We start from the raw sequence: 18100 nt of genomic DNA on the forward strand, positions 1-18100 counted from the left end.
CATCGACTCTCTTTGAAACGGAACGTTCGCTACTAGTCCTCTTCAACGCTTGCTATTCATCGTAGTCTATTTTAGCCCATTCTGAAATTCAACGTCAACTTGATTTTTCTGTGACACGAATGTCTTTCATGATGACAAATAGCGTTAAGGCTAACGTAGCAAGTAGTAGAAGCATGCCGAAGACTGCTGTAATGCCGAACATGTCATAGACAAAACCAGACAACGTCGGTCCAATCATCCGACCGACGGATGCTGCGATATTGACGAGCCCTTGGTATTGTCCAGCTTTCCCAGGAGGGGCGAGTTTCGCCGCAATCGTCGGAACCGCCGGCCAGACAAACATCTCCCCGATGGTCATGACGACCATCGCGACCATGAACATCCCGAACCCACCAGCGAATGGGACAATCAAGAACGCGCCGAGGAAAATGGATGCCCCGATGATCAGTTGACGTTTTAAGTCGTCCTCAAACTGTCGTAAGACGCGGTTGAGCAACGGTTGTGCGAAGACGATCATCGCCCCGTTCACTGTCCAAAGGAGTGAGTATTGACTGATTGTGACACCGAGGTCTTTCGAGTGAACGGCAATCGTCCCTTGCCATTGCACGTACACGAACCAAAGTACCGCATAACCGACGGCGACATACCACATCGACTTCATCGTCGCACTCGAGAGTGTCGTGGCGGCCGCTTCGAGTTGCGACTGAACGACAGGACGTGCCGGGTTTTTCAAATAACGCAATCCAAACAAGAGCACCACGACAAATAAAACTGACAAGAAGAAGTTCGCATAAAAAATCCACTCGATGTTAAGTCGAGCGATTTGACCACTCATTGCCGTTCCGAGGGCGACCCCCACGTTTTGTGCGACATAAATCGCATTGAACGAACGACGTCCCCCTTCAGGCCAAATGAGACCTGCAAACGCATATACGGTCGGAAAGACGAGTCCGCCGGAAAGACCGATCAACCCGAGCCATACGAGATAGCCGAAGAACGTGGCATGAAACAGTAAAAATCCAAGCGAGCTCGCGAGCAAGAGACCGACAGAGATCATCAGCGTCGTCTTCCCACCGATTCGATCGAATAGCGTCCCTCCGATGTAGTTCCCGACAATCGCGAGCGCCGAGTTCACAAGAAGCGCCACCCCGGCAAGCGTCATCGACTCACCTAAAAAATCATGAATATACAGTGTGTTAAACGGCCATAAAAAAGACGCCGCCGTTGTATTGAGCGCCATCGCAATGACTAAAATCCATACCGAAATTGGCATTTTATTGTTCACACCAAGTCCTCCTTTCATTCTTCTTTCACATCAAAAAAATCGGCACAAAAAGGCCGAATCGACAAGATTTCCTTATCAAACCTAAACGAACGCCAAGGAAGTGTCAAGAAAAATTACTTATTATGAAGTTTTGTTATTTTTCGTTTGTGATAGGATGAGCAAGGAAGGAGAGATGAACATGAATCCATTTGGTCAAAATCGTTACCATACACTTAATGAGGCGTATCGACGAGAGTACGGGGGCAAGGTGTTTAAAGTGCCACTCGATGGCGGCTTCACATGTCCGAACCGTGACGGACGTGTCTCAAAAGGTGGATGCACGTTCTGTTCGGACGATGGCAGTGGTGATTTCGCGGGAAATGCTTGCGATCCGATTCCCATTCAATTTGCAGAAGTGAAGGCTCGTCTCCACCGGAAGTGGAAAAATGCCAATTATATTGCTTATTTCCAAGCGTTTAGTAATACGTATGCACCAGTCGAGCGGTTACGTGAATTGTATGAACCGGCACTAAATGAGGATGGGGTCGTCGGTCTCTCTATTGCGACACGTCCTGACTGCTTGCCGGACGACGTCGTCGCCTATTTAGCAGAGTTGAATGAACGGACTTCCCTTTGGGTAGAGCTTGGTCTTCAGACCGTACACGACACCACCGCTAAAAAGATCAATCGCGGGCACGACTATCAATCGTTTTTGACCGGTCTTGCGAAACTTCGCCGTCACAACATTCGTGTCTGCGTTCATATCATCAATGGCCTCCCAGGTGAGACACCAGAGATGATGCTCGACACGGCACGAGAAGTTGCTAAAATGGACATACAAGGAATCAAGATCCATTTACTTCACGTCTTGAAACACACACCGCTCGCCCGTCAATATGAGAAAGGACTGCTTGACTTGATGGAGGAAGACACATACGTCTCCCTCGTCTGCGATCAACTCGAACGGATTCCTCCCGAGGTGATCGTCCATCGTTTGACAGGAGACGGTCCACCCGACCTCTTGATTGGTCCGTTATGGAGCCGTCACAAGATGCAGGTGCTTAACAAGATTCGTGCGGAATTGGAGCGCCGAGATTCTTACCAAGGAAAAAAGAAGGATGAGATCTATGGGATTAATGAGAGTACTACCTTTTGCAAAACAATTACTACATGACCATATCGAGGAAGGTCAGGTCGCCATCGATATGACGGCCGGGAACGGACACGATACGTTGTTTCTAGCGAATGCCGTAGGCGAGACAGGACATGTCTATGCCTTTGATATTCAATCAGAAGCTGTAGCAGCCACAAAGGCGCGGGTTGAAAAATCGGGTGTCAGTAACCGGGTGACCGTGATTCATGATAGTCATGATACGGTCCAAGCGGTCGTTGAAAAGGAAGCGCGGCCGATCACCGCGGCCGTCTTCAACTTAGGGTATTTACCGGGAAGCGACAAATCCATCACGACACACGGAAATACGACGATTGCCGCATTATCCCAACTATTAGACGTCATGGCCGTCGGTGGCGTTATCGTCATCGTGATTTACCACGGACATGAAAGTGGTAAAGTCGAACGAGACGAGGTGCTCCATTATGTAGAGTCCCTCGATCAAAAACAGGCAGGCGTCCTGCGTTATGGATTTATCAACCAAGTCAATCATCCCCCATTCATCGTGGCGATTGAAAAACGTGCATAATAAAAAGGCGGCTCATTAGAGTCGCCTTCTGTCATTCTTGAATCAATTCATAAAATGTCATGAGGGTTTCCGCGAATTTCGTGTTCAATCGTTCGTAACCAAAGTGTGGGAATCCTTCCAATCGCCGGATATACACTTGGTCCCCACCGATTTTCCGACAAACATTCAACGTCAACTTCACGTCCGCGAACTGGTCGTCTGGTGCATAGAAACAGGCGAGCGGAAGGCGTGGCAGATGCTTCTTCTCTTCCTGATGCTCGACGATTTCCTCTTCGATTTCTCGATATTGCGCATACGTGATTTCTCCGAATCGGGATGACTCGTCTCCCCCACCGGTGAATGTCATCATCCCGAGTGGCAAGTCAGGGCGAAAACGGTCGACAGCACTTGCGACGACTTGTTTCAATCCACCGATTTGACGAGTGGCATGCCAATCAAACAATGGGGAGATGTATGTGAGACTCCCGAGTGGCACATCGTACTCCTGCAAAAGGCGATTCGTTAAGAGTGCGCCAAGGCTGAATGCCACGACATGAATCGGTAATTTATATTCCCCTGCCTCGCGCAACGCTCGCTTGATCAGTTGCTTATGGTCACCTGCCGTCAATCCAATCGATTGATCGCGGACGACGATGACTTCGTACTCGTCCTCGAGCCGTCGAATAAAGTTCTCGCTGATCCGTGACGTGAATTGTAACGGATACACGATGACGATGACTCCTTTTCGTGCTTCTTCATTTGCCATACTGCCGTCACCTCGTTTATAGACTACATTCATTGTATCAAAAAAACATCAGCCGCAACTGATGTTTGAATAAAATCCGTCTGGAGGCTTAGCTCGGGTCATATCGTAAATGAATGAGTTCCATCGGACGATCATATACTTCTTCCTGGATACGATTCACTTCTTTGAAAGATTGATGTAAGAGGAAGGCAATCGCTTGATCATTCGAGCTTTCGACGTACACTTCCATCGGTTGTTCTTTTTTCGATTGAAGGTGGGCCAGAAAGGCTGCGCCGTAGCCGTTTCGATGATAATCGGGGTGCAGATAGAGGCGGAGCATCTCCCACATGTCACCGCGATCGATGGCATGACAAAATCCGATGACCTCTTCTTCATATTCGCCAACGATAAAATACTGTTCTCGTGCTTCTTCACTTGAACTGATTGCTCGTACAATCTCTTCTTGCCGATATGCGCGTTCCATCGCTCTCGTTCGATTGGAATCATCCTGTGATATGGTCGCCAGCGCAATGTTCCGAATCAGCGTCGCATCTTCTGGCACTGCTTCCCTCATGTTCATGACAGCTTCCCCCTTTTGGCCAATCTATTTGTATCATTCCCTATCCCAATGTTTTTATCCTGCTCCTTCATTTCTTTTTCATGACGATTCATCAGAAAACGTTACGTCGCCATTTCTCTAGGGTATAACACAAGCAATGCCAATCAAACGAAGGAGTGGAACCGCATGGAACCTAGACAAGAACATGATCCGAAAGTAGAACAGACAGCCAACCCGAACCGTCAATTTGATCAATTGGACGGGGGAAGTCCAAAGATCAGTGTCGTGACCGGGATGTTGCTCGGTGCACTCGTCGGTGGTCTACTCGCCTTACTTAGCTCCTCGAACCGGGAGCAGACAAAGCAATCCCTCTCGAATGCGAAATCGTCGGTCGGGGGCCTCGTCAACGAAGTGAAACAAGATCCTGCCGGCAAGGCGTCTCAAGTCATTGAGCAAGTGAAGTCAGCCTCGACAAAGATTCAAGAAGTCTCCACAGACGTCCAAAACGTATACGAAAAAGTCGTCGGGGAAGTCGATACCGTGAAAGAGGACGTCACTAAAATCGTCGAGACGGCTCAAGAGGCCAAGTCAGACTTACAGGACATCGGGGAGAAAGTCGTCGAAGCGAAGGATACGGCGCTTGGACAAGATACGACGACAACTGATTCTTCATCCGATTCAAATAAACAGACACCTCCGACAACGTAAAAAAAAACGACCTTTCCGCGGAAAGGTCGTTTTTGATGATTACGCGAAACGTTTCGCGCCTTCTTCAAGAATAGCTGCTTTATCTGTTTGCTCCCATGGGAGTTCGATGTCTGTACGACCGAAGTGACCGTATGCTGCCGTTTGTTTGTAGATTGGGCGACGAAGGTCGAGCATCTTGATGATGCCCGCCGGACGGAGGTCAAAGTTCTCACGAACGAGTTCAACGAGTTCCGTTTCGCTCAATTTACCTGTGCCGAACGTATCGACAGCGATCGATACTGGGTGTGCAACACCGATTGCGTACGCAAGTTGAACTTCCGCTTTATCCGCAAGTCCTGCTGCAACGATGTTTTTCGCTACATAGCGAGCTGCGTATGCCGCTGAACGGTCAACTTTTGTAGGATCTTTACCAGAGAATGCGCCGCCACCGTGACGAGCGTATCCACCGTACGTATCAACGATGATCTTACGTCCTGTCAAACCTGCATCTCCTTGTGGTCCACCGATTACGAAGCGACCAGTCGGGTTGATGAAGTATTTTGTTTCAGCATCGATAAGTTCAGCCGGAATGACTGCCTCGATGACATGTTTTTTCAAGTCTTCTTGAATTTGCTCAAGTGTGATCTCTTCCGCGTGTTGCGTCGAAATAACGATCGTATCGATGCGAACTGGGTTGTTGTCCTCATCATACTCAACCGTTACTTGCGTCTTCCCGTCCGGACGAAGGTACTCGAGCGTACCGTTCTTACGTACTTCAGCAAGACGACGTGACAACTTGTGTGCCAACGAGATTGGGAGTGGCATGAGTTCAGGTGTCTCGTTTGTCGCATATCCGAACATGAGACCTTGGTCTCCTGCACCGATTGCATCGAGTTCCTCTTCAGTCATCTGACCTTCACGTGCTTCAAGGGCTTGGTCAACACCTTGCGCGATATCTACCGATTGCTCATCAATCGACGTCAAGACCGCACACGTTTCAGCATCGAAGCCATATTTTGCACGCGTGTATCCGATTTCGCGGATTGTTTCACGGACAACTTTCGGGATATCCACGTAAGTTGACGTTGTGATTTCACCAGCTACGAGTACAAGACCTGTTGTGACAGACGTTTCTGCCGCAACACGGGCATTCGGGTCTTCCGCTAAAATGGCATCCAAGATGGAGTCAGAAATCTGATCACAAATTTTGTCTGGATGTCCTTCAGTAACCGACTCTGAAGTAAAAAGTCGACGGTTCAATTTTGACATTCAAAAAACCTCCTATAATAAGGGTATTATGTGGACGGTACTCGTTCCCCTTACGCGTTGCTTTGGGACGGTAATGAAAAAAACCTCCCCCGATGACATACATTGGGAAAGGTTGAATCGTTCTTCCTTACCCTCTTATCGTTCGAAGCTAATGGCTTCGCTTCAGGATAGCACCTTTTCCGCACAAGACTTCATGTCGGACGGTTGCTGGGCTTCGTAGGGCCTTGTTCCCTCCACCGCTCAGAATAAGAGTATCCGTTACGAAAACCATCATATAAATGACACTCGATTATGTCAAGGGAATCAGACGAATTCGTAAAAGTTTTCACTGACTTGCAAAACATTTCTGTTTGTGAATCGTCAAACATTTTTTTATTTCGTTTCTGTTTTTTAACACCTTGTGATAAGAGAATGTGATAAAATGACTTTGTAAGAAAGCGCTTACTTAGAGAGAAGAAACGCTTGTGTTTAATTAGTGTGTCACATATAATTAAAAATGTCATACTGATTAATCGTAATCGCGGAAGTATGCGGATTTCATCCACATCTATTTAGGGGAAAGGTGGGATTCAGGATGGCGACAACGCTCCTGAAAATCGAAGAATTAATTAATGGTGCCGACATGTTACGGAACTTGACGGTTCCAGAGCTGGTGGAAGAAGCCATTCAAAATGGTGAAGGTGTACTGACAAAAGACGGGGCATTATCTGTCAGCACCGGTGCTTTTACTGGACGGTCACCGAAAGACAAATTCGTCGTACAAGATGAAGTCAGCAACAACCTCGTCGATTGGGGTAAAGTGAACCAACCGATCGCAGAAGAGAAGTTTTCAGCACTTCTCGACAAAGTACTCGACCATTTAGAAAAGAAGGATAAGCTGTATTATCTAGAAGCATCTGCTGGTGCAGATGAACACTATACGTTGCCGGTCCGTGCCATCACGGAGTATGCGTGGCACAGTCTGTTCGCTAAACAATTGTTCTTACGCGAATGGCCGACGAAAGGTGCGTTCGACCCGTTCACGGTCATTTATGCACCGAGCTATAAAGCAGACCCTGCCGTCGATGGTACGAACTCTGAGACGTTCATTCTCGTCTCATTCGCCAAGCGCACGATTCTGATCGGGGGAACAGAATACGGTGGCGAAATTAAAAAATCGATCTTCTCCGTCATGAACTTCTTGCTACCCGAGCAGAACGTGTTATCGATGCACTGTTCGGCAAATGTCAATGATGCGAATGAAACGGCACTCTTCTTCGGATTGTCGGGCACTGGGAAGACAACGCTCTCGGCTGACCCTGAGCGTCATTTGATTGGAGACGACGAACACGGATGGTCACCGGACGGGGTCTTCAACATCGAAGGCGGTTGTTACGCGAAGACGATCAACTTGTCTCGTGAGAACGAACCGCAAATCTATGATGCGATTCGCTTCGGTTCATTGATTGAAAACGTCGTGTTGAATGAAGATCGTACACCGGACTATAAGAATATTTCCTTGACGGAAAACACGCGTGCGGCATATCCAATCGAGTTCATCGACAATGCGATGCTCCCATCACGCGCCGGTCATCCGAATACGATTGTCTTCTTGACGGCAGATGCCTATGGCGTCTTACCTCCGATCAGCAAACTGACGAAAGAACAGGCGATGTACCACTTCTTGTCGGGTTATACGTCAAAACTTGCTGGTACGGAGCGCGGTGTCACAGAACCACAGGCGACCTTCTCGACTTGCTTCGGTTCACCGTTCCTTCCGCTCGCTCCAGAGCGTTACGCGGATATGCTCGGTAAATTGATCGAGCAACACGACGTGGATGTCTACCTCGTCAACACAGGTTGGACTGGCGGTGCATACGGTGAAGGTTCGCGTATGAAACTCGCGTACACGCGTGCGATGGTCAACGCCGCAGTCAACGGTCAACTTCGTGACGTCGAGACAATGAAACATGACATTTTCAACGTCGAGATTCCAGTAGCCATCGAAGGCGTACCGAGTGACGTGCTCAATCCACGTGACACGTGGAGCGACCCAGCTCGCTACGACGTCGAGGCGAAAGCACTCGCAATGAAATTCAAAGAGAACTTCACACGGTTCACGAAAGCGAGTGAATCGGTCATCGCAGCCGGCCCACTGGTCATCTAATACGAAAGCACCGACTCATCGAGTCGGTGCTTTTGCTTGTCGTAACATCCATTCCATCGCTTGTTCGGTCGTCTCCCATTTATCCCAAAATGGGAGTTGGTGTCCGAACGGGAGCACCCAAAACTCTGCCTGCTCCCCTAATTTCTCGGCGACTGCCGTCGCATGGCGCAAACGGACCTGCTCGTCATCCGTACCATGGATGATCAGCGTTGGTGCATCCCATTCCTTATAAAGCGGAGAACGTTCTGTATATGCTGTTTCTGCCGATTCGGGGTCTCCCCCCGTCATGCGACGTAACATCTTCCGCATCGAGCGTTGCTCTTCATATGTCCACTCTAGATTGGTCACACCGGCCCATGAGGTGACGGTAGTGACCGGTCGTTCAGATGCGAGAGAGAGTGCCATCATCCCGCCGCGTGAAAAACCGAGCGCATGAATCGGTCGTCCACTCGTTTGGACGCGATCATAGAGTGAGAGCACGTCCTCCAAATCCTCTCCACCGAAGTCTTCTTTTCCCGTGCCCCCGTGATTACCTCGATAAACCGGGGCCACCACATGAAAACCGCGTGCCGCAAACTGCATGAGGCGCGGTAACCGAACGTCCCCGATTCGTGCCGTTCCCCCTCGTAAGTACATCAACACCTGTCCATTCGACCGTTTCGGTTCAATCGAATAGGCGACGACCTCTTCCCCATCATTCGTCGTGTACCATCCACGCGTCACCCGGTAACCGGCGTATGGTGGCAACACGTCGATTCGATCAAACCAGTTGTTGCTCATGGAGCACCCTCATCGTTTCTGGTAAGACACGGTCCTTCATCATAAAGCTGTAACGTGGATTCCGTAGTAGGTTGTCCGGCAAGACATCGATCAAGACGGCCCCATCCGTCTCGTCGACTGCGGGATGATCTTCGAATCGTTCGATTTCCGCAAAATAAATGTTTTTGATGACGGTGTCGCCGCGGCCGAGCACACGATACTGCCCCATGTATCGTAATGTCTTGACGACGCCTCCAGTCTCTTCATATACTTCCCGGATGGCCGCGGCATCCTCATGTTCGCCCGGTTCGACTTTCCCACCTGGGAACTCGAGCCCGCGTTGTTTATGCTTCGTCAATACCCATTTGTCCTTGTAACGGGCGACGACCCAGACGTGGAGCGGCGTGTCTGAGAACGGATAATGGGTGAAGCTTAACTCGACTTGATTATGATAGTAATCCTTGAATGTCTTCATAGTCCATCCCTTTCTTTCCCCTGTCTACTCTCACTTTACCTTGTCTGCACCCAGTTTCAAACAAAAAAATCGGTCCGACGCGCGGACCGATTCGTTTTCTTATTGATTCAAGCGTTTTTCGAGTTCTGCTTTTTGTTCTTCATACCCTGGTTTACCGAGTAGTGCGAACATGTTCGCTTTGTATGCTTCGACGCCTGGCTGGTTGAACGGGTTCACCCCGAGGATGTATCCGCTCATCGCACATGCTTTCTCGAAGAAGTAGAACAAGTAACCGAGGTGGTACGGTGTCATCTCTGGCAATTCGACGACGAGGTTCGGTACGTCGCCATCTGTATGCGCGAGGAGCGTCCCTTCTGTCGCCTTGTCGTTCACGAACTGAATCGTTTCCCCTGCGAGGAAGTTCAAACCATCCAAGTCTTGTGCGTCTTCTGGGACGTTCATTGTGTGACGGACTTCTTTCACACGGATGACTGTCTCGAACAAGTCACGACGACCTTCTTGAATGTATTGACCCATCGAGTGAAGATCTGTCGAGAAGTCGACAGCCGCAGGAAAGATTCCTTTGTTGTCTTTTCCTTCAGATTCTCCGTAAAGCTGTTTCCACCACTCAGACACGTAGTGAAGGGCTGGCTCGTAGTTGACGAGCATCTCAATCGATTTGCCTTTCGCGTAAAGGGCGTTACGTACGACCGCATACTGATACGCTTCGTTCTCAGCCAATTCTGGTGAGCTGTAAGCGTTTTGTGCATCACGCGCCCCTTCCATCAAGGCATCGATATCGATTCCTGCAGCAGCAATCGGGAGAAGTCCGACCGGTGTGAGGACAGAGAAGCGTCCACCGACGTCATCTGGAATAACGAACGTCTCGTATCCTTCTGCGTCCGCGAGCGTCTTGAGGGCGCCACGGGCACGGTCTGTCGTCGCATAGATCCGCTCACGCGCTCCATCTTGACCGTACTTGTCTTCCATGAACTGCTTGAGGACACGGAATGCGATGGCAGGTTCTGTCGTCGTTCCTGATTTCGAGATGACGTTGATTGAGACCTCTTTCCCTTCAAGCACTTGAAGCAATTCTCTCATATACGTTGAAGAGATGTTGTGACCCGCATAGAATACTTGCGGCGCCTTGCGCTCTTCTTTTGACAATACGTTGAAGAACGAATGTTGAAGCATTTCGATCGCTGCACGGGCACCGAGGTAAGATCCTCCGATTCCGACGACGACGAGAACGTCTGAATTCTCGCGAATTCGTTCCGCCGCAGCTTTGATTCGTGCGAACTCATCTTGATCGTATTCGGTCGGAAGGTCGACCCACCCAAGAAAATCACTTCCGGCACCGCTCCGCTCGTGAATCACCGAGTGAAGGGTTTTTACCGTTTCTTGCATTTGGTCGATTTCATGCTTCCCTACGAATGAGAGCGCGTTTGAATAATCGAAACGTACAGTTGACATGTCATTTCCTCCTTTAAATCGCTCGTAAAAGAGCCATACATGACCCATCATAAACGGAAACGCTAGATTCGTTCAATCATTATTGCAAAATAGGCAAGAAATCGCCTTATTTACTGAGTTCGAGAATATGCGCGACATCTTCCCGTTCGAGTGTACGGAAACGACCGAATGCGCCACGTTTCATCGCAGAATCGAGAATCGCATCGAATGTCGACTCATCGATCTCATAGTCACGAAGCGAGTTCGGTGCACCGAGTTGGTCGAAGAATGCACGTACAGCTTGGATCGTACGTTTCCCTGTTTCCAAATCGTTCTCGCCAGGCTCCACATCGAACACTTCCGTACCGAGTCGAGCAAAGCGAGCCGCATTGTCTTCATCCAACACATGTTCCATCCAACGTGGGAAGAGGATCGCGAGGCCCCCAGCATGCGGGATGTCATGGACAGCAGATACGGCGTGTTCGATGTTGTGCGATGCCCAGTCACCGGCTGCACCCATTTGAAGTACACCATTCAATGCCATCGTACCTGAGAATAAGATGATGGCACGGAGGTCTACGTTTTCTAAATCGTTGACGAGTTTGGGTGCCGATTCGACGACCGCTTTCAACACACCTTCTGTCATGCGTTCTTGTACCGGCGCATGGTTCGGGTGGAAGTATTGCTCGAAACAGTGGCTCATCATGTCGACGATGCCATAAATTGTCTGGTCTTTTGGAACCGACACGGTGTAACGTGGATCGAGGATCGAGAATGTCGGGAATACAAGTGGGTGACCCCAACCGAACTTCTCTTGAGTCTCCCAGTTCGTGATGACCGATCCCGAGTTCATCTCCGACCCTGTCGCAGCGAGTGTAAGGACTGTCCCGAATGGTACCGCCTCTGTCGGGATATGTTCACGAAGTACGATGTCCCACGCGTCCCCGTCATATGGAATCGCTGCTGAAATCAGTTTTGTGCAGTCGATGACGGAACCGCCACCGACAGCTAGCAAGGCGTCAACGTCCTCTTCACGCGCAAATTTCACCGCACGACGTACCGTCTCGATGCGTGGGTTCGGTTCAACACCTGAGAAGTCTACGTATGAGATGCCTGCTTTTTCAAGCTCGGCCACGACTTCATCGTACGTCCCGTTCTTTTTGATGCTTCCGCCACCATAGACAAGCATCACTTTCTTCGCGTCGAGCGCTTCGAGTTCTCCTGCTAATTTTTCGATCTGATGTGTCCCAAAAATTAGTTTTGTCGGGTTTTTGTATTCAAAGTTGTGCATAAGTCATCCTCCTCATAGAAATATGTAACACCTACACTATATACCCTGTTTTTACGGAATGAAAAGTATCGTGCTTATGCGTAGATGCGATCGATGATCCGATGCAAGATGACCGCTTCCTCCGCTTGACGATAGTTCGGCTCTTCTCCACAGGCCTCAAGGAAGAGTCGGATTTGCCGCTCATACGGGTCGTGTTCAGTCAAATAAGCTGGTCGCTCGTCAAACAATGCCCCATATTTCTCCGTGTGGAGCGTGAGCGGGAACAGACTGGCTCCGGCGTTCGTGCCGCGACATTCCACACGCATCGTATCTTTCTCTTCGATATTGGCCATATAGCTGACGTCGAGCAATAAGGATGCCCCATTTTCAAACGTGATCATCGCCCTCGCCGTATCCTCGACCGAGAGCGAACTCGCGTCCCATTCCCCTAACAAACCGACACCCGGTCGATTCCCTAAATATTGACCGACGTGCCCAACGACCTCTCTCGGTTTCGGGTATCCCATCAAATGAAGCGCTAGGTCTAACATATGCACACCGATGTCGAGCAGGGCGCCCCCGCCTTGCAGTTCTTTATTCGTGAAGACTCCCCATCCCGGAATGCCACGTCGCCGAAGCGCGAGCGCCGTCGCTGCATAGATATCTCCAAGTTCTCCCGCGTCAATCATTCGCTTCAACAGAACCGTATCTGCACGATGTCGGTAATGGAATCCGTAATGCAATGTTTTTCCGGCTCGTTTTGCCGCTTCTAACATCTCAATTGCCTCATTCTCCGAGATACCGGGTGGTTTCTCACAGAGAACGTGACATCCTGCTTCAAGCGCAAGCAGCACTTGCTCTTTATGTAAGGCGTTTGGTGTACAGATACTGACCGCATCGAGATTTTCGCGTGAAAGCATCTCTTCGACCGTCTCATAAAGGTTCGGGATGCCGAACTGCCGGGCGACACGTTCCCCGTTTGCCCGTGTCCGGTTCATGACCGCTATCACATCCATCCCTGCTTTGACATAATTCGGGATATGGGCACTCGTCGCAATTCCTCCCGTTCCGATGATGCCAATCTTCATGCCATCCCCTCCTATTCGCTTTACAGTTTCGTCATTCAATTCGCCGATTCCTGTAAAATAAAAAAGGTGACCCGTTTAGAACGGGCCACCTTGGGACACTTACTTCTTGAAGTTTGTGTTTTTGATCCAGTCTTCAAGTTTGTCTTTGAGGACTGTGAATCCTGGAGCTTCTTCTTGCTTGAAGTTTGAAGATGCTTCGTTGCGGCGTGGCGCACGACGAGCTGGCTTCGCAGACTTCTCGCGTTTTGGAGCTTCTTGAGTCGCTTTCATTGAAAGCTTGATTTTTTTAGAAGCTTCGTCCACTTCAAGGATTTTCACTTCAACTTCTTGACCAACTTGAACGTAATCGTTTACGTCTTTTACGTAGTCGTGTGAGATTTCTGAAATGTGTACAAGACCTTGAGTCTCATCGTCGAGTGCTACGAAAGCACCGAAAGGTTGGATTCCTGTTACTTTACCTGTTAATACTTGATCTTTTTCGTATTTTGCCATTACAAACAACTCCTATGCTAAATTCATCAACTTACTATAACATACTTTTTTCGATAAAGTGTAGAATTTAGTAAAAAAGATTATTTTTGACGTGTTGGTATGTTTTAAAGTCGAAGTGCGGGGTAAATACAAATCAAGCAAGACTTCAAGTATTCCCCCCTGATTCCGCTAGGCGACTCGCCTAGCCCTTTTTTTGTTCAAAATGTCGTAAACGGCTTCTGATGACGAATCGGATAGACCGTTTCCCCAGCCATGTCGTTCAAAATGACCGCATTTCGATAGACTGCCATCCCGAGATTCGTCGCAGCCGGACCATGTGAATGCTCTATATTCGTGTGCGTAAACAACTTTCCGCCTAGCGACTCGCTCATGATCACCTCATACGTGTCACGGACTGCCCATTCTCCCTCTACTTCCCATACAACCGGGAGCTGATTGATCCAAGATGGGATCACCGGGCGATACCCCGTCGCCACGACAACGAGATCGTACTCTCTTTCAATCACTTCTCCCGTATACCGTTGGGTTCCTTTCAAACGATGTGTTAACCAATCATAAGAAATCGATTCCACTTCGACCTGTGTCATCATATCAGCCTTCGTCGCTTTCGCTTCTGCCGTCCGATGATACAACGTCTCATAGATCGAGGTCATCGTCTCAGGATTGACACCATGACGGAAACGCTCGAATGACCCGAGTAGCTCTTGCCGAGCGTCGTACGGTAGTTTATGAAAATAATCGACATAATCCACACTAAAAATTTCATCCCCAAGCTTGCCTGCTTCGAGTGACTCAAATTGTTCGGAGCGTGTGATCCAGTCGACGCGTTGTTCATCCGTCGCTTCACGCAACAAGTCCAGAAAGACTTCCGCCGCACTCTGTCCACTCCCGACGACCGCGACACGATATCGGTCTTTGAGGACGTCCCGGTAGGTCAAATAATCGCTCGTATGAATGACTTGTTCAAACCCGTCCGGCACGAATGGCGCCGCCCCTGTCCCTAGGACGAGATGTCTTGTATGAACTTGTGTCGATTGCCCGTCCGATTCGACGGTCACGAGGAAGCCCTCTTCTTCCGCTCGGACGTCAGATACATAATGACCGAAACGAATCGTCGACAGTTGGTTAACAACCCACCGCAAATAACGGTTGTATTCCGTTCGAGGAATCTTATCTTGTTCTTGCGTGATAAATGTTTGGAGTCGACCCGTATCACTCAAATAGTTCAGAAAACTCGATGGATGGGTCGGGTCCGCCAATGTGACGAGATCTTGTAAATAATGCGTCTGCATCGTCATCCCTTCAATCAACATGCCTTCATGCCACATCATCTCCGCACGTTGCTCAAAGCAAACCCCATGCAGTTCAGTCTTCTCCGCAAGGGCCATGAGACCAAGATTATACGGACCACACCCGATTGCAACAAAGTCAAATTGTTTCATCCTCTTCACCTCGCCCGTCTTTTCCCTTTCGTTATATCGCTAAAACGCCAAAGAACTCTCACGAATGAGAGTCCTTGGCTACTGTGACTTCGAATTGTTTCATGAAACGTTGAATCCGGAGAATCGCTTCTTGTAGTTGTTCGAGCGAAGTCGCATAACTCGCTCGGACGAACCCTTCCCCGCTCTCACCAAAGGCGTTTCCAGGAACAACGGCGACACGTTCTTCGACGAGAAGACGTTCTGCAAATTCTTCACTCGTCAATCCAGTATGTCGAATCGAAGGGAAGGCATAGAATGCTCCGCCTGGCACGTGCGTCGGAAGCCCTGCTTCGTTCAGCGCTTGTATGAAATAGTTTCGACGTTGACGATAACTTTTCACCATGCTCGGCACGTGCTGATCACGGGTCCGAAGTGCCTCGAGTCCACCGAATTGAACGAGCGTCGGTGCACACATCATGCCGTATTGATGGACCTTTAACATCTCTCGCGTGACGATTTCCGGTGCGCATGTGAAGCCAAGGCGCCATCCAGTCATCGCGAACGCCTTCGAGAAACCGTTGACGACAATCGTCCGGTCTCGCATGTCGTGAAGCGTCGCAAAGCTGACAAATGGTTCGTCGTAACAGAGTTCCGCATAAATCTCATCGCTGACGACCCAAAGGTCATACTTTGTCGCGAGCTCTGCGATTTGTGCGAGTTCATCGCCATTCATCGTGGCGCCCGTCGGATTGGACGGGAAGCAAAGCAAGATCGCTTTCGTCCGTTCTGTGATGGCTTGCTCAACGTCTTCCCGATCGAGTCGAAACCCTTTTTCCGGACGACATGCGACAGGGACGACGGTCCCACCTGCCAACTCGATGAGTGGACCATATGAAACGAATGCCGGTTCGACCACGATGACCTCGTCCCCTGGATTGAGAAGGGCACGGAATGCGATGTCGAGCGCCTGCGATGCCCCAGTCGTGACAATCAATTCAGACGTCGGATCGTATTCGACTAAAAAGCGTTCTTTCATATAAGTAGCGATTTCTTCGCGCAACTCGATGAGACCGGCGTTGGCGCTATACGCTGTATAGCCTTCTTCGAGTGCGGCATAGCTCGCTTCTCGCACGTTCCATGGTGTGATGAAATCCGGTTCTCCCACCCCGAGAGAGACCACGTTATCCATCGTCTGTGCTAAGTCAAAGAAACGGCGAATGCCTGATGGCTTCATCGAGACGACTTGATTCGATAAAGACTTCATGGCGTGATGTTCAACCGCTTATCTTCAATTTGTGGGGTGAACAAGATCCCGTCATGTTTATACGTCTTCAATTTGAAGTGGGTTGTCGTCGACAAGACCGAATCAAGCGGCGATAGCTTGTCTGAGACAAATGAGGCGACGTCTTGAAGCGAGTTCGCCCGAATGACGACTTGAAGGTCATACGCTCCCGACATCAAATAAAGCGCCGTCACTTCTGGGAAGCGATAAATACGCTCGGCCACGTCGTCAAATCCGCGTCCTCGTTTCGGCGTTACTTTAACGTCAATGAAGGCAGTGACATCGTGACGATTGATTTTCTGCCAATTGACCATGGCACGAAATCCGAGGAGAATCCCGTCTTGCTTGAATTTCTCAAGCATCGATTCAATCGTCTCCTCATCGAGTGCCAACAAATCAGCCAACATCTTCGTCTCGAGATACCCTTTTTCTTCTAACAATTCTAACAACTCAAGTTCTTTTGATGAATACATACTTATTCTCCTTCCGTTCGACCAGGTAGCACGCCTGTGAACGTTCTCTCTGTCTGTCTCACGAATGCACGTCGTTCCTCTTGAACGATATGGAAATTCTTCATCTCCATGTCTGTCAGACCGTGCTTTTGACAAAAACGATCAAAATAACGACGTCTCGTTTCATCCTGTATTGCTGATAGGTTGTCGGTCCCGTTGAACGCGTACAGTACCGTCGCACGCGCCGGGTGTGACACGGTGAATGCATCCATTACCCTTAACAAGAAATCCCAATCCCAGTAGTTATAGACGTCTTCGTCGAATAGGCCGATCGTGTCATGAATCGATTTGCGATACATCGTACCCGAAGGGATAAACGTCGAGTCCTGACGCATCCGCTCTCGATCGAACGCGTAAGCGAACGGTTCCCAGTCCGTCACGACTCGACGGCCTCCTCTCCATTCGAAGCGGAACAGCTCAGCGTCCGAATAGACGAGGTCAGCCTGTTGAAGGTCGCGTAGCCCTGCCTCTAGATGTGTCGGCATGAGCAAATCGTCATCGTCTAGTAACAAGATGACATCGCCTCTCGCTTCGAGAACACCACGATTACGGGCACGAACATGATGGTTTTCACCCACTTCGATGACACGTGCATCCAATTGATTCAAAAAAGGCGCCAAAAGGTGTTGTTTTGGCGGCCCTTCATTATTCATGACCAAGACCTCAAACTGCTGAAACGTTTGGACCGTTAGACTTTCAAGCAGTTCCGTCAGTTCCGTCTCGCGTTTATAAGCCGGAATGACAATCGAGACAATCGGTTTCATCCGCGATATGCCGTCTCAACGAGTGGAAGAATTGCTTCCCAGCTCACACCGTTCTCCTTTGATACGGTCACAAAGTCACCATAAGCAAAGACACTCTCCACGCCTTCGATTTCAACTAACTTGGCGAGAAGCGGTTGAGCTGTCGCTTCGCCCGCCTTCACACTTTGACTCTTGGCGCCAAACACGTTCTCTGGAAGTGTCACTTTCATCGCATTCGGATTCGGTGTTGGATCAATTCGTAACATTATTGGTTCCTC

At 49.5% G+C, this 18100-nt stretch carries 19 protein-coding genes, 1 riboswitch and 1 other annotated feature (1 of these 21 only partly in view); of the genes, 4 read left to right on the forward strand and 15 right to left on the reverse strand.

Features of this window, described 5'->3' with window-relative positions; genetic code table 11:
- Window positions 1-55 (reverse strand) — a binding site (T-box leader) (it extends 161 nt beyond the left edge of the window).
- 39 nt (window positions 56-94) lie between these two features.
- Window positions 95-1285, reverse strand: coding sequence for an MDR family MFS transporter (locus tag KNO71_RS02175; RefSeq protein WP_240499836.1), 1191 nt, complete (start codon window positions 1283-1285; stop codon window positions 95-97).
- Window positions 1286-1463: 178 nt separating this feature from the next.
- Between KNO71_RS02175 and mnmL the strand changes: the two genes are divergently transcribed.
- Both mnmL and mnmM read left to right on the forward strand, forming a co-directional pair.
- Entirely contained in the window at window positions 1464-2438 is a 975-nt protein-coding gene (gene mnmL, locus KNO71_RS02180) for a tRNA modification radical SAM protein MnmL/YtqA (RefSeq protein WP_214687046.1), read from the forward strand.
- Window positions 2392-2964 (forward strand): tRNA 5-(aminomethyl)-2-thiouridylate-methyltransferase MnmM, encoded by a 573-nt coding sequence (gene mnmM, locus KNO71_RS02185; protein WP_078147227.1) that lies wholly within the window; start codon window positions 2392-2394, stop codon window positions 2962-2964. Before mnmL ends, mnmM begins: the two co-directional genes overlap by 47 nt.
- Window positions 2965-2995: 31 nt before the next feature.
- Here mnmM and KNO71_RS02190 read toward each other — a convergent pair whose 3' ends face one another.
- Window positions 2996-3709, reverse strand: coding sequence for an alpha/beta hydrolase (locus tag KNO71_RS02190; RefSeq protein ID WP_012726789.1), 714 nt, complete (start codon window positions 3707-3709; stop codon window positions 2996-2998).
- Between the two features lie 88 nt (window positions 3710-3797).
- Window positions 3798-4268: a GNAT family N-acetyltransferase gene (locus KNO71_RS02195; RefSeq protein ID WP_012726790.1), complete on the reverse strand. Its 471-nt coding sequence runs from the start codon at window positions 4266-4268 to the stop codon at window positions 3798-3800.
- A 165-nt stretch (window positions 4269-4433) separates the two neighbouring features.
- On the opposite strand from KNO71_RS02195, the gene KNO71_RS02200 reads away from it, so the two are divergent.
- A complete protein-coding gene (locus KNO71_RS02200; protein ID WP_012726791.1) occupies window positions 4434-4955 on the forward strand; it encodes a hypothetical protein in 522 nt (173 codons plus the stop codon).
- A gap of 39 nt (window positions 4956-4994) precedes the next feature.
- Here KNO71_RS02200 and metK read toward each other — a convergent pair whose 3' ends face one another.
- Complete coding sequence (gene metK / locus KNO71_RS02205) at window positions 4995-6203, reverse strand: methionine adenosyltransferase (RefSeq protein WP_012726792.1); 1209 nt, start codon at window positions 6201-6203, stop codon at window positions 4995-4997.
- A 132-nt stretch (window positions 6204-6335) separates the two neighbouring features.
- Window positions 6336-6455, reverse strand: a riboswitch (SAM riboswitch).
- 322 nt (window positions 6456-6777) lie between these two features.
- Here metK and pckA point away from each other — a divergent pair.
- The gene (pckA, locus tag KNO71_RS02210) at window positions 6778-8349 is read left to right on the forward strand and encodes a phosphoenolpyruvate carboxykinase (ATP) (protein WP_078147228.1); all 1572 of its coding nucleotides are present in this window, start codon (window positions 6778-6780) and stop codon (window positions 8347-8349) included.
- Window positions 8350-8364: 15 nt separating this feature from the next.
- Here pckA and KNO71_RS02215 read toward each other — a convergent pair whose 3' ends face one another.
- The 11 genes from KNO71_RS02215 to KNO71_RS02265 form a co-directional block, all read right to left on the reverse strand.
- Window positions 8365-9129 carry an alpha/beta hydrolase family protein gene (locus KNO71_RS02215; RefSeq protein ID WP_031423073.1) on the reverse strand — a complete coding sequence of 255 codons (765 nt, stop codon included), beginning with the start codon at window positions 9127-9129 and terminating at the stop codon, window positions 8365-8367.
- Complete coding sequence (gene ytkD / locus KNO71_RS02220; RefSeq protein ID WP_012726795.1) at window positions 9110-9583, reverse strand: RNA deprotection pyrophosphohydrolase; 474 nt, start codon at window positions 9581-9583, stop codon at window positions 9110-9112. Before ytkD ends, KNO71_RS02215 begins: the two co-directional genes overlap by 20 nt.
- Before the next feature lie 99 nt (window positions 9584-9682).
- Window positions 9683-11035: a glucose-6-phosphate isomerase gene (locus tag KNO71_RS02225; RefSeq protein ID WP_012726796.1), complete on the reverse strand. Its 1353-nt coding sequence runs from the start codon at window positions 11033-11035 to the stop codon at window positions 9683-9685.
- A gap of 106 nt (window positions 11036-11141) precedes the next feature.
- Entirely contained in the window at window positions 11142-12305 is a 1164-nt protein-coding gene (locus KNO71_RS02230) for an iron-containing alcohol dehydrogenase (RefSeq protein ID WP_214687048.1), read from the reverse strand.
- 74 nt (window positions 12306-12379) lie between these two features.
- Entirely contained in the window at window positions 12380-13372 is a 993-nt protein-coding gene (locus KNO71_RS02235; protein ID WP_078147231.1) for a Gfo/Idh/MocA family protein, read from the reverse strand.
- Between the two features lie 99 nt (window positions 13373-13471).
- A complete protein-coding gene (yugI, locus tag KNO71_RS02240) occupies window positions 13472-13864 on the reverse strand; it encodes a S1 domain-containing post-transcriptional regulator GSP13 (RefSeq protein WP_074033496.1) in 393 nt (130 codons plus the stop codon).
- A 197-nt stretch (window positions 13865-14061) separates the two neighbouring features.
- Entirely contained in the window at window positions 14062-15306 is a 1245-nt protein-coding gene (locus KNO71_RS02245) for a lysine N(6)-hydroxylase/L-ornithine N(5)-oxygenase family protein (protein WP_214687050.1), read from the reverse strand.
- Window positions 15307-15364: 58 nt separating this feature from the next.
- Window positions 15365-16549 (reverse strand): aminotransferase, encoded by a 1185-nt coding sequence (locus KNO71_RS02250; protein ID WP_074036420.1) that lies wholly within the window; start codon window positions 16547-16549, stop codon window positions 15365-15367.
- Window positions 16546-17040: an Lrp/AsnC family transcriptional regulator gene (locus tag KNO71_RS02255; protein WP_214687052.1), complete on the reverse strand. Its 495-nt coding sequence runs from the start codon at window positions 17038-17040 to the stop codon at window positions 16546-16548. Before KNO71_RS02255 ends, KNO71_RS02250 begins: the two co-directional genes overlap by 4 nt.
- 2 nt (window positions 17041-17042) lie before the next feature.
- Window positions 17043-17843 (reverse strand): glycosyltransferase family 2 protein, encoded by an 801-nt coding sequence (locus KNO71_RS02260; protein WP_214687054.1) that lies wholly within the window; start codon window positions 17841-17843, stop codon window positions 17043-17045.
- Window positions 17840-18088: a NifU N-terminal domain-containing protein gene (locus KNO71_RS02265; RefSeq protein WP_214687056.1), complete on the reverse strand. Its 249-nt coding sequence runs from the start codon at window positions 18086-18088 to the stop codon at window positions 17840-17842. The genes KNO71_RS02260 and KNO71_RS02265 overlap by 4 nt, the downstream gene beginning before the upstream one ends.
- Window positions 18089-18100 lie beyond the last annotated feature (12 nt).

The sequence above is a fragment of the Exiguobacterium sp. s163 genome (assembly GCF_018617135.1).
GTDB lineage: Bacteria > Bacillota > Bacilli > Exiguobacteriales > Exiguobacteriaceae > Exiguobacterium > Exiguobacterium profundum.

Excerpts from the sequence above, each read along its gene's own strand:
- KNO71_RS02230 (WP_214687048.1), bottom strand. The coding sequence starts at position 12,305 with ATGCACAACTTTGAATACAAAAACCCGACAAAACTAATTTTTGGGACA.
- KNO71_RS02200 (WP_012726791.1), top strand. The coding sequence starts at position 4,434 with ATGGAACCTAGACAAGAACATGATCCGAAAGTAGAACAGACAGCCAAC.
- KNO71_RS02245 (WP_214687050.1), bottom strand. The coding sequence starts at position 15,306 with ATGAAACAATTTGACTTTGTTGCAATCGGGTGTGGTCCGTATAATCTT.
- KNO71_RS02235 (WP_078147231.1), bottom strand. The coding sequence starts at position 13,372 with ATGAAGATTGGCATCATCGGAACGGGAGGAATTGCGACGAGTGCCCAT.
- KNO71_RS02195 (WP_012726790.1), bottom strand. The coding sequence starts at position 4,268 with ATGAACATGAGGGAAGCAGTGCCAGAAGATGCGACGCTGATTCGGAAC.
- KNO71_RS02265 (WP_214687056.1), bottom strand. The coding sequence starts at position 18,088 with ATGTTACGAATTGATCCAACACCGAATCCGAATGCGATGAAAGTGACA.
- pckA (WP_078147228.1), top strand. The coding sequence starts at position 6,778 with ATGGCGACAACGCTCCTGAAAATCGAAGAATTAATTAATGGTGCCGAC.
- mnmM (WP_078147227.1), top strand. The coding sequence starts at position 2,392 with ATGGGATTAATGAGAGTACTACCTTTTGCAAAACAATTACTACATGAC.
- metK (WP_012726792.1), bottom strand. The coding sequence starts at position 6,203 with ATGTCAAAATTGAACCGTCGACTTTTTACTTCAGAGTCGGTTACTGAA.
- mnmL (WP_214687046.1), top strand. The coding sequence starts at position 1,464 with ATGAATCCATTTGGTCAAAATCGTTACCATACACTTAATGAGGCGTAT.
- KNO71_RS02215 (WP_031423073.1), bottom strand. The coding sequence starts at position 9,129 with ATGAGCAACAACTGGTTTGATCGAATCGACGTGTTGCCACCATACGCC.
- KNO71_RS02255 (WP_214687052.1), bottom strand. The coding sequence starts at position 17,040 with ATGTATTCATCAAAAGAACTTGAGTTGTTAGAATTGTTAGAAGAAAAA.
- ytkD (WP_012726795.1), bottom strand. The coding sequence starts at position 9,583 with ATGAAGACATTCAAGGATTACTATCATAATCAAGTCGAGTTAAGCTTC.
- yugI (WP_074033496.1), bottom strand. The coding sequence starts at position 13,864 with ATGGCAAAATACGAAAAAGATCAAGTATTAACAGGTAAAGTAACAGGA.
- KNO71_RS02260 (WP_214687054.1), bottom strand. The coding sequence starts at position 17,843 with ATGAAACCGATTGTCTCGATTGTCATTCCGGCTTATAAACGCGAGACG.
- KNO71_RS02190 (WP_012726789.1), bottom strand. The coding sequence starts at position 3,709 with ATGGCAAATGAAGAAGCACGAAAAGGAGTCATCGTCATCGTGTATCCG.
- KNO71_RS02225 (WP_012726796.1), bottom strand. The coding sequence starts at position 11,035 with ATGTCAACTGTACGTTTCGATTATTCAAACGCGCTCTCATTCGTAGGG.
- KNO71_RS02250 (WP_074036420.1), bottom strand. The coding sequence starts at position 16,549 with ATGAAGTCTTTATCGAATCAAGTCGTCTCGATGAAGCCATCAGGCATT.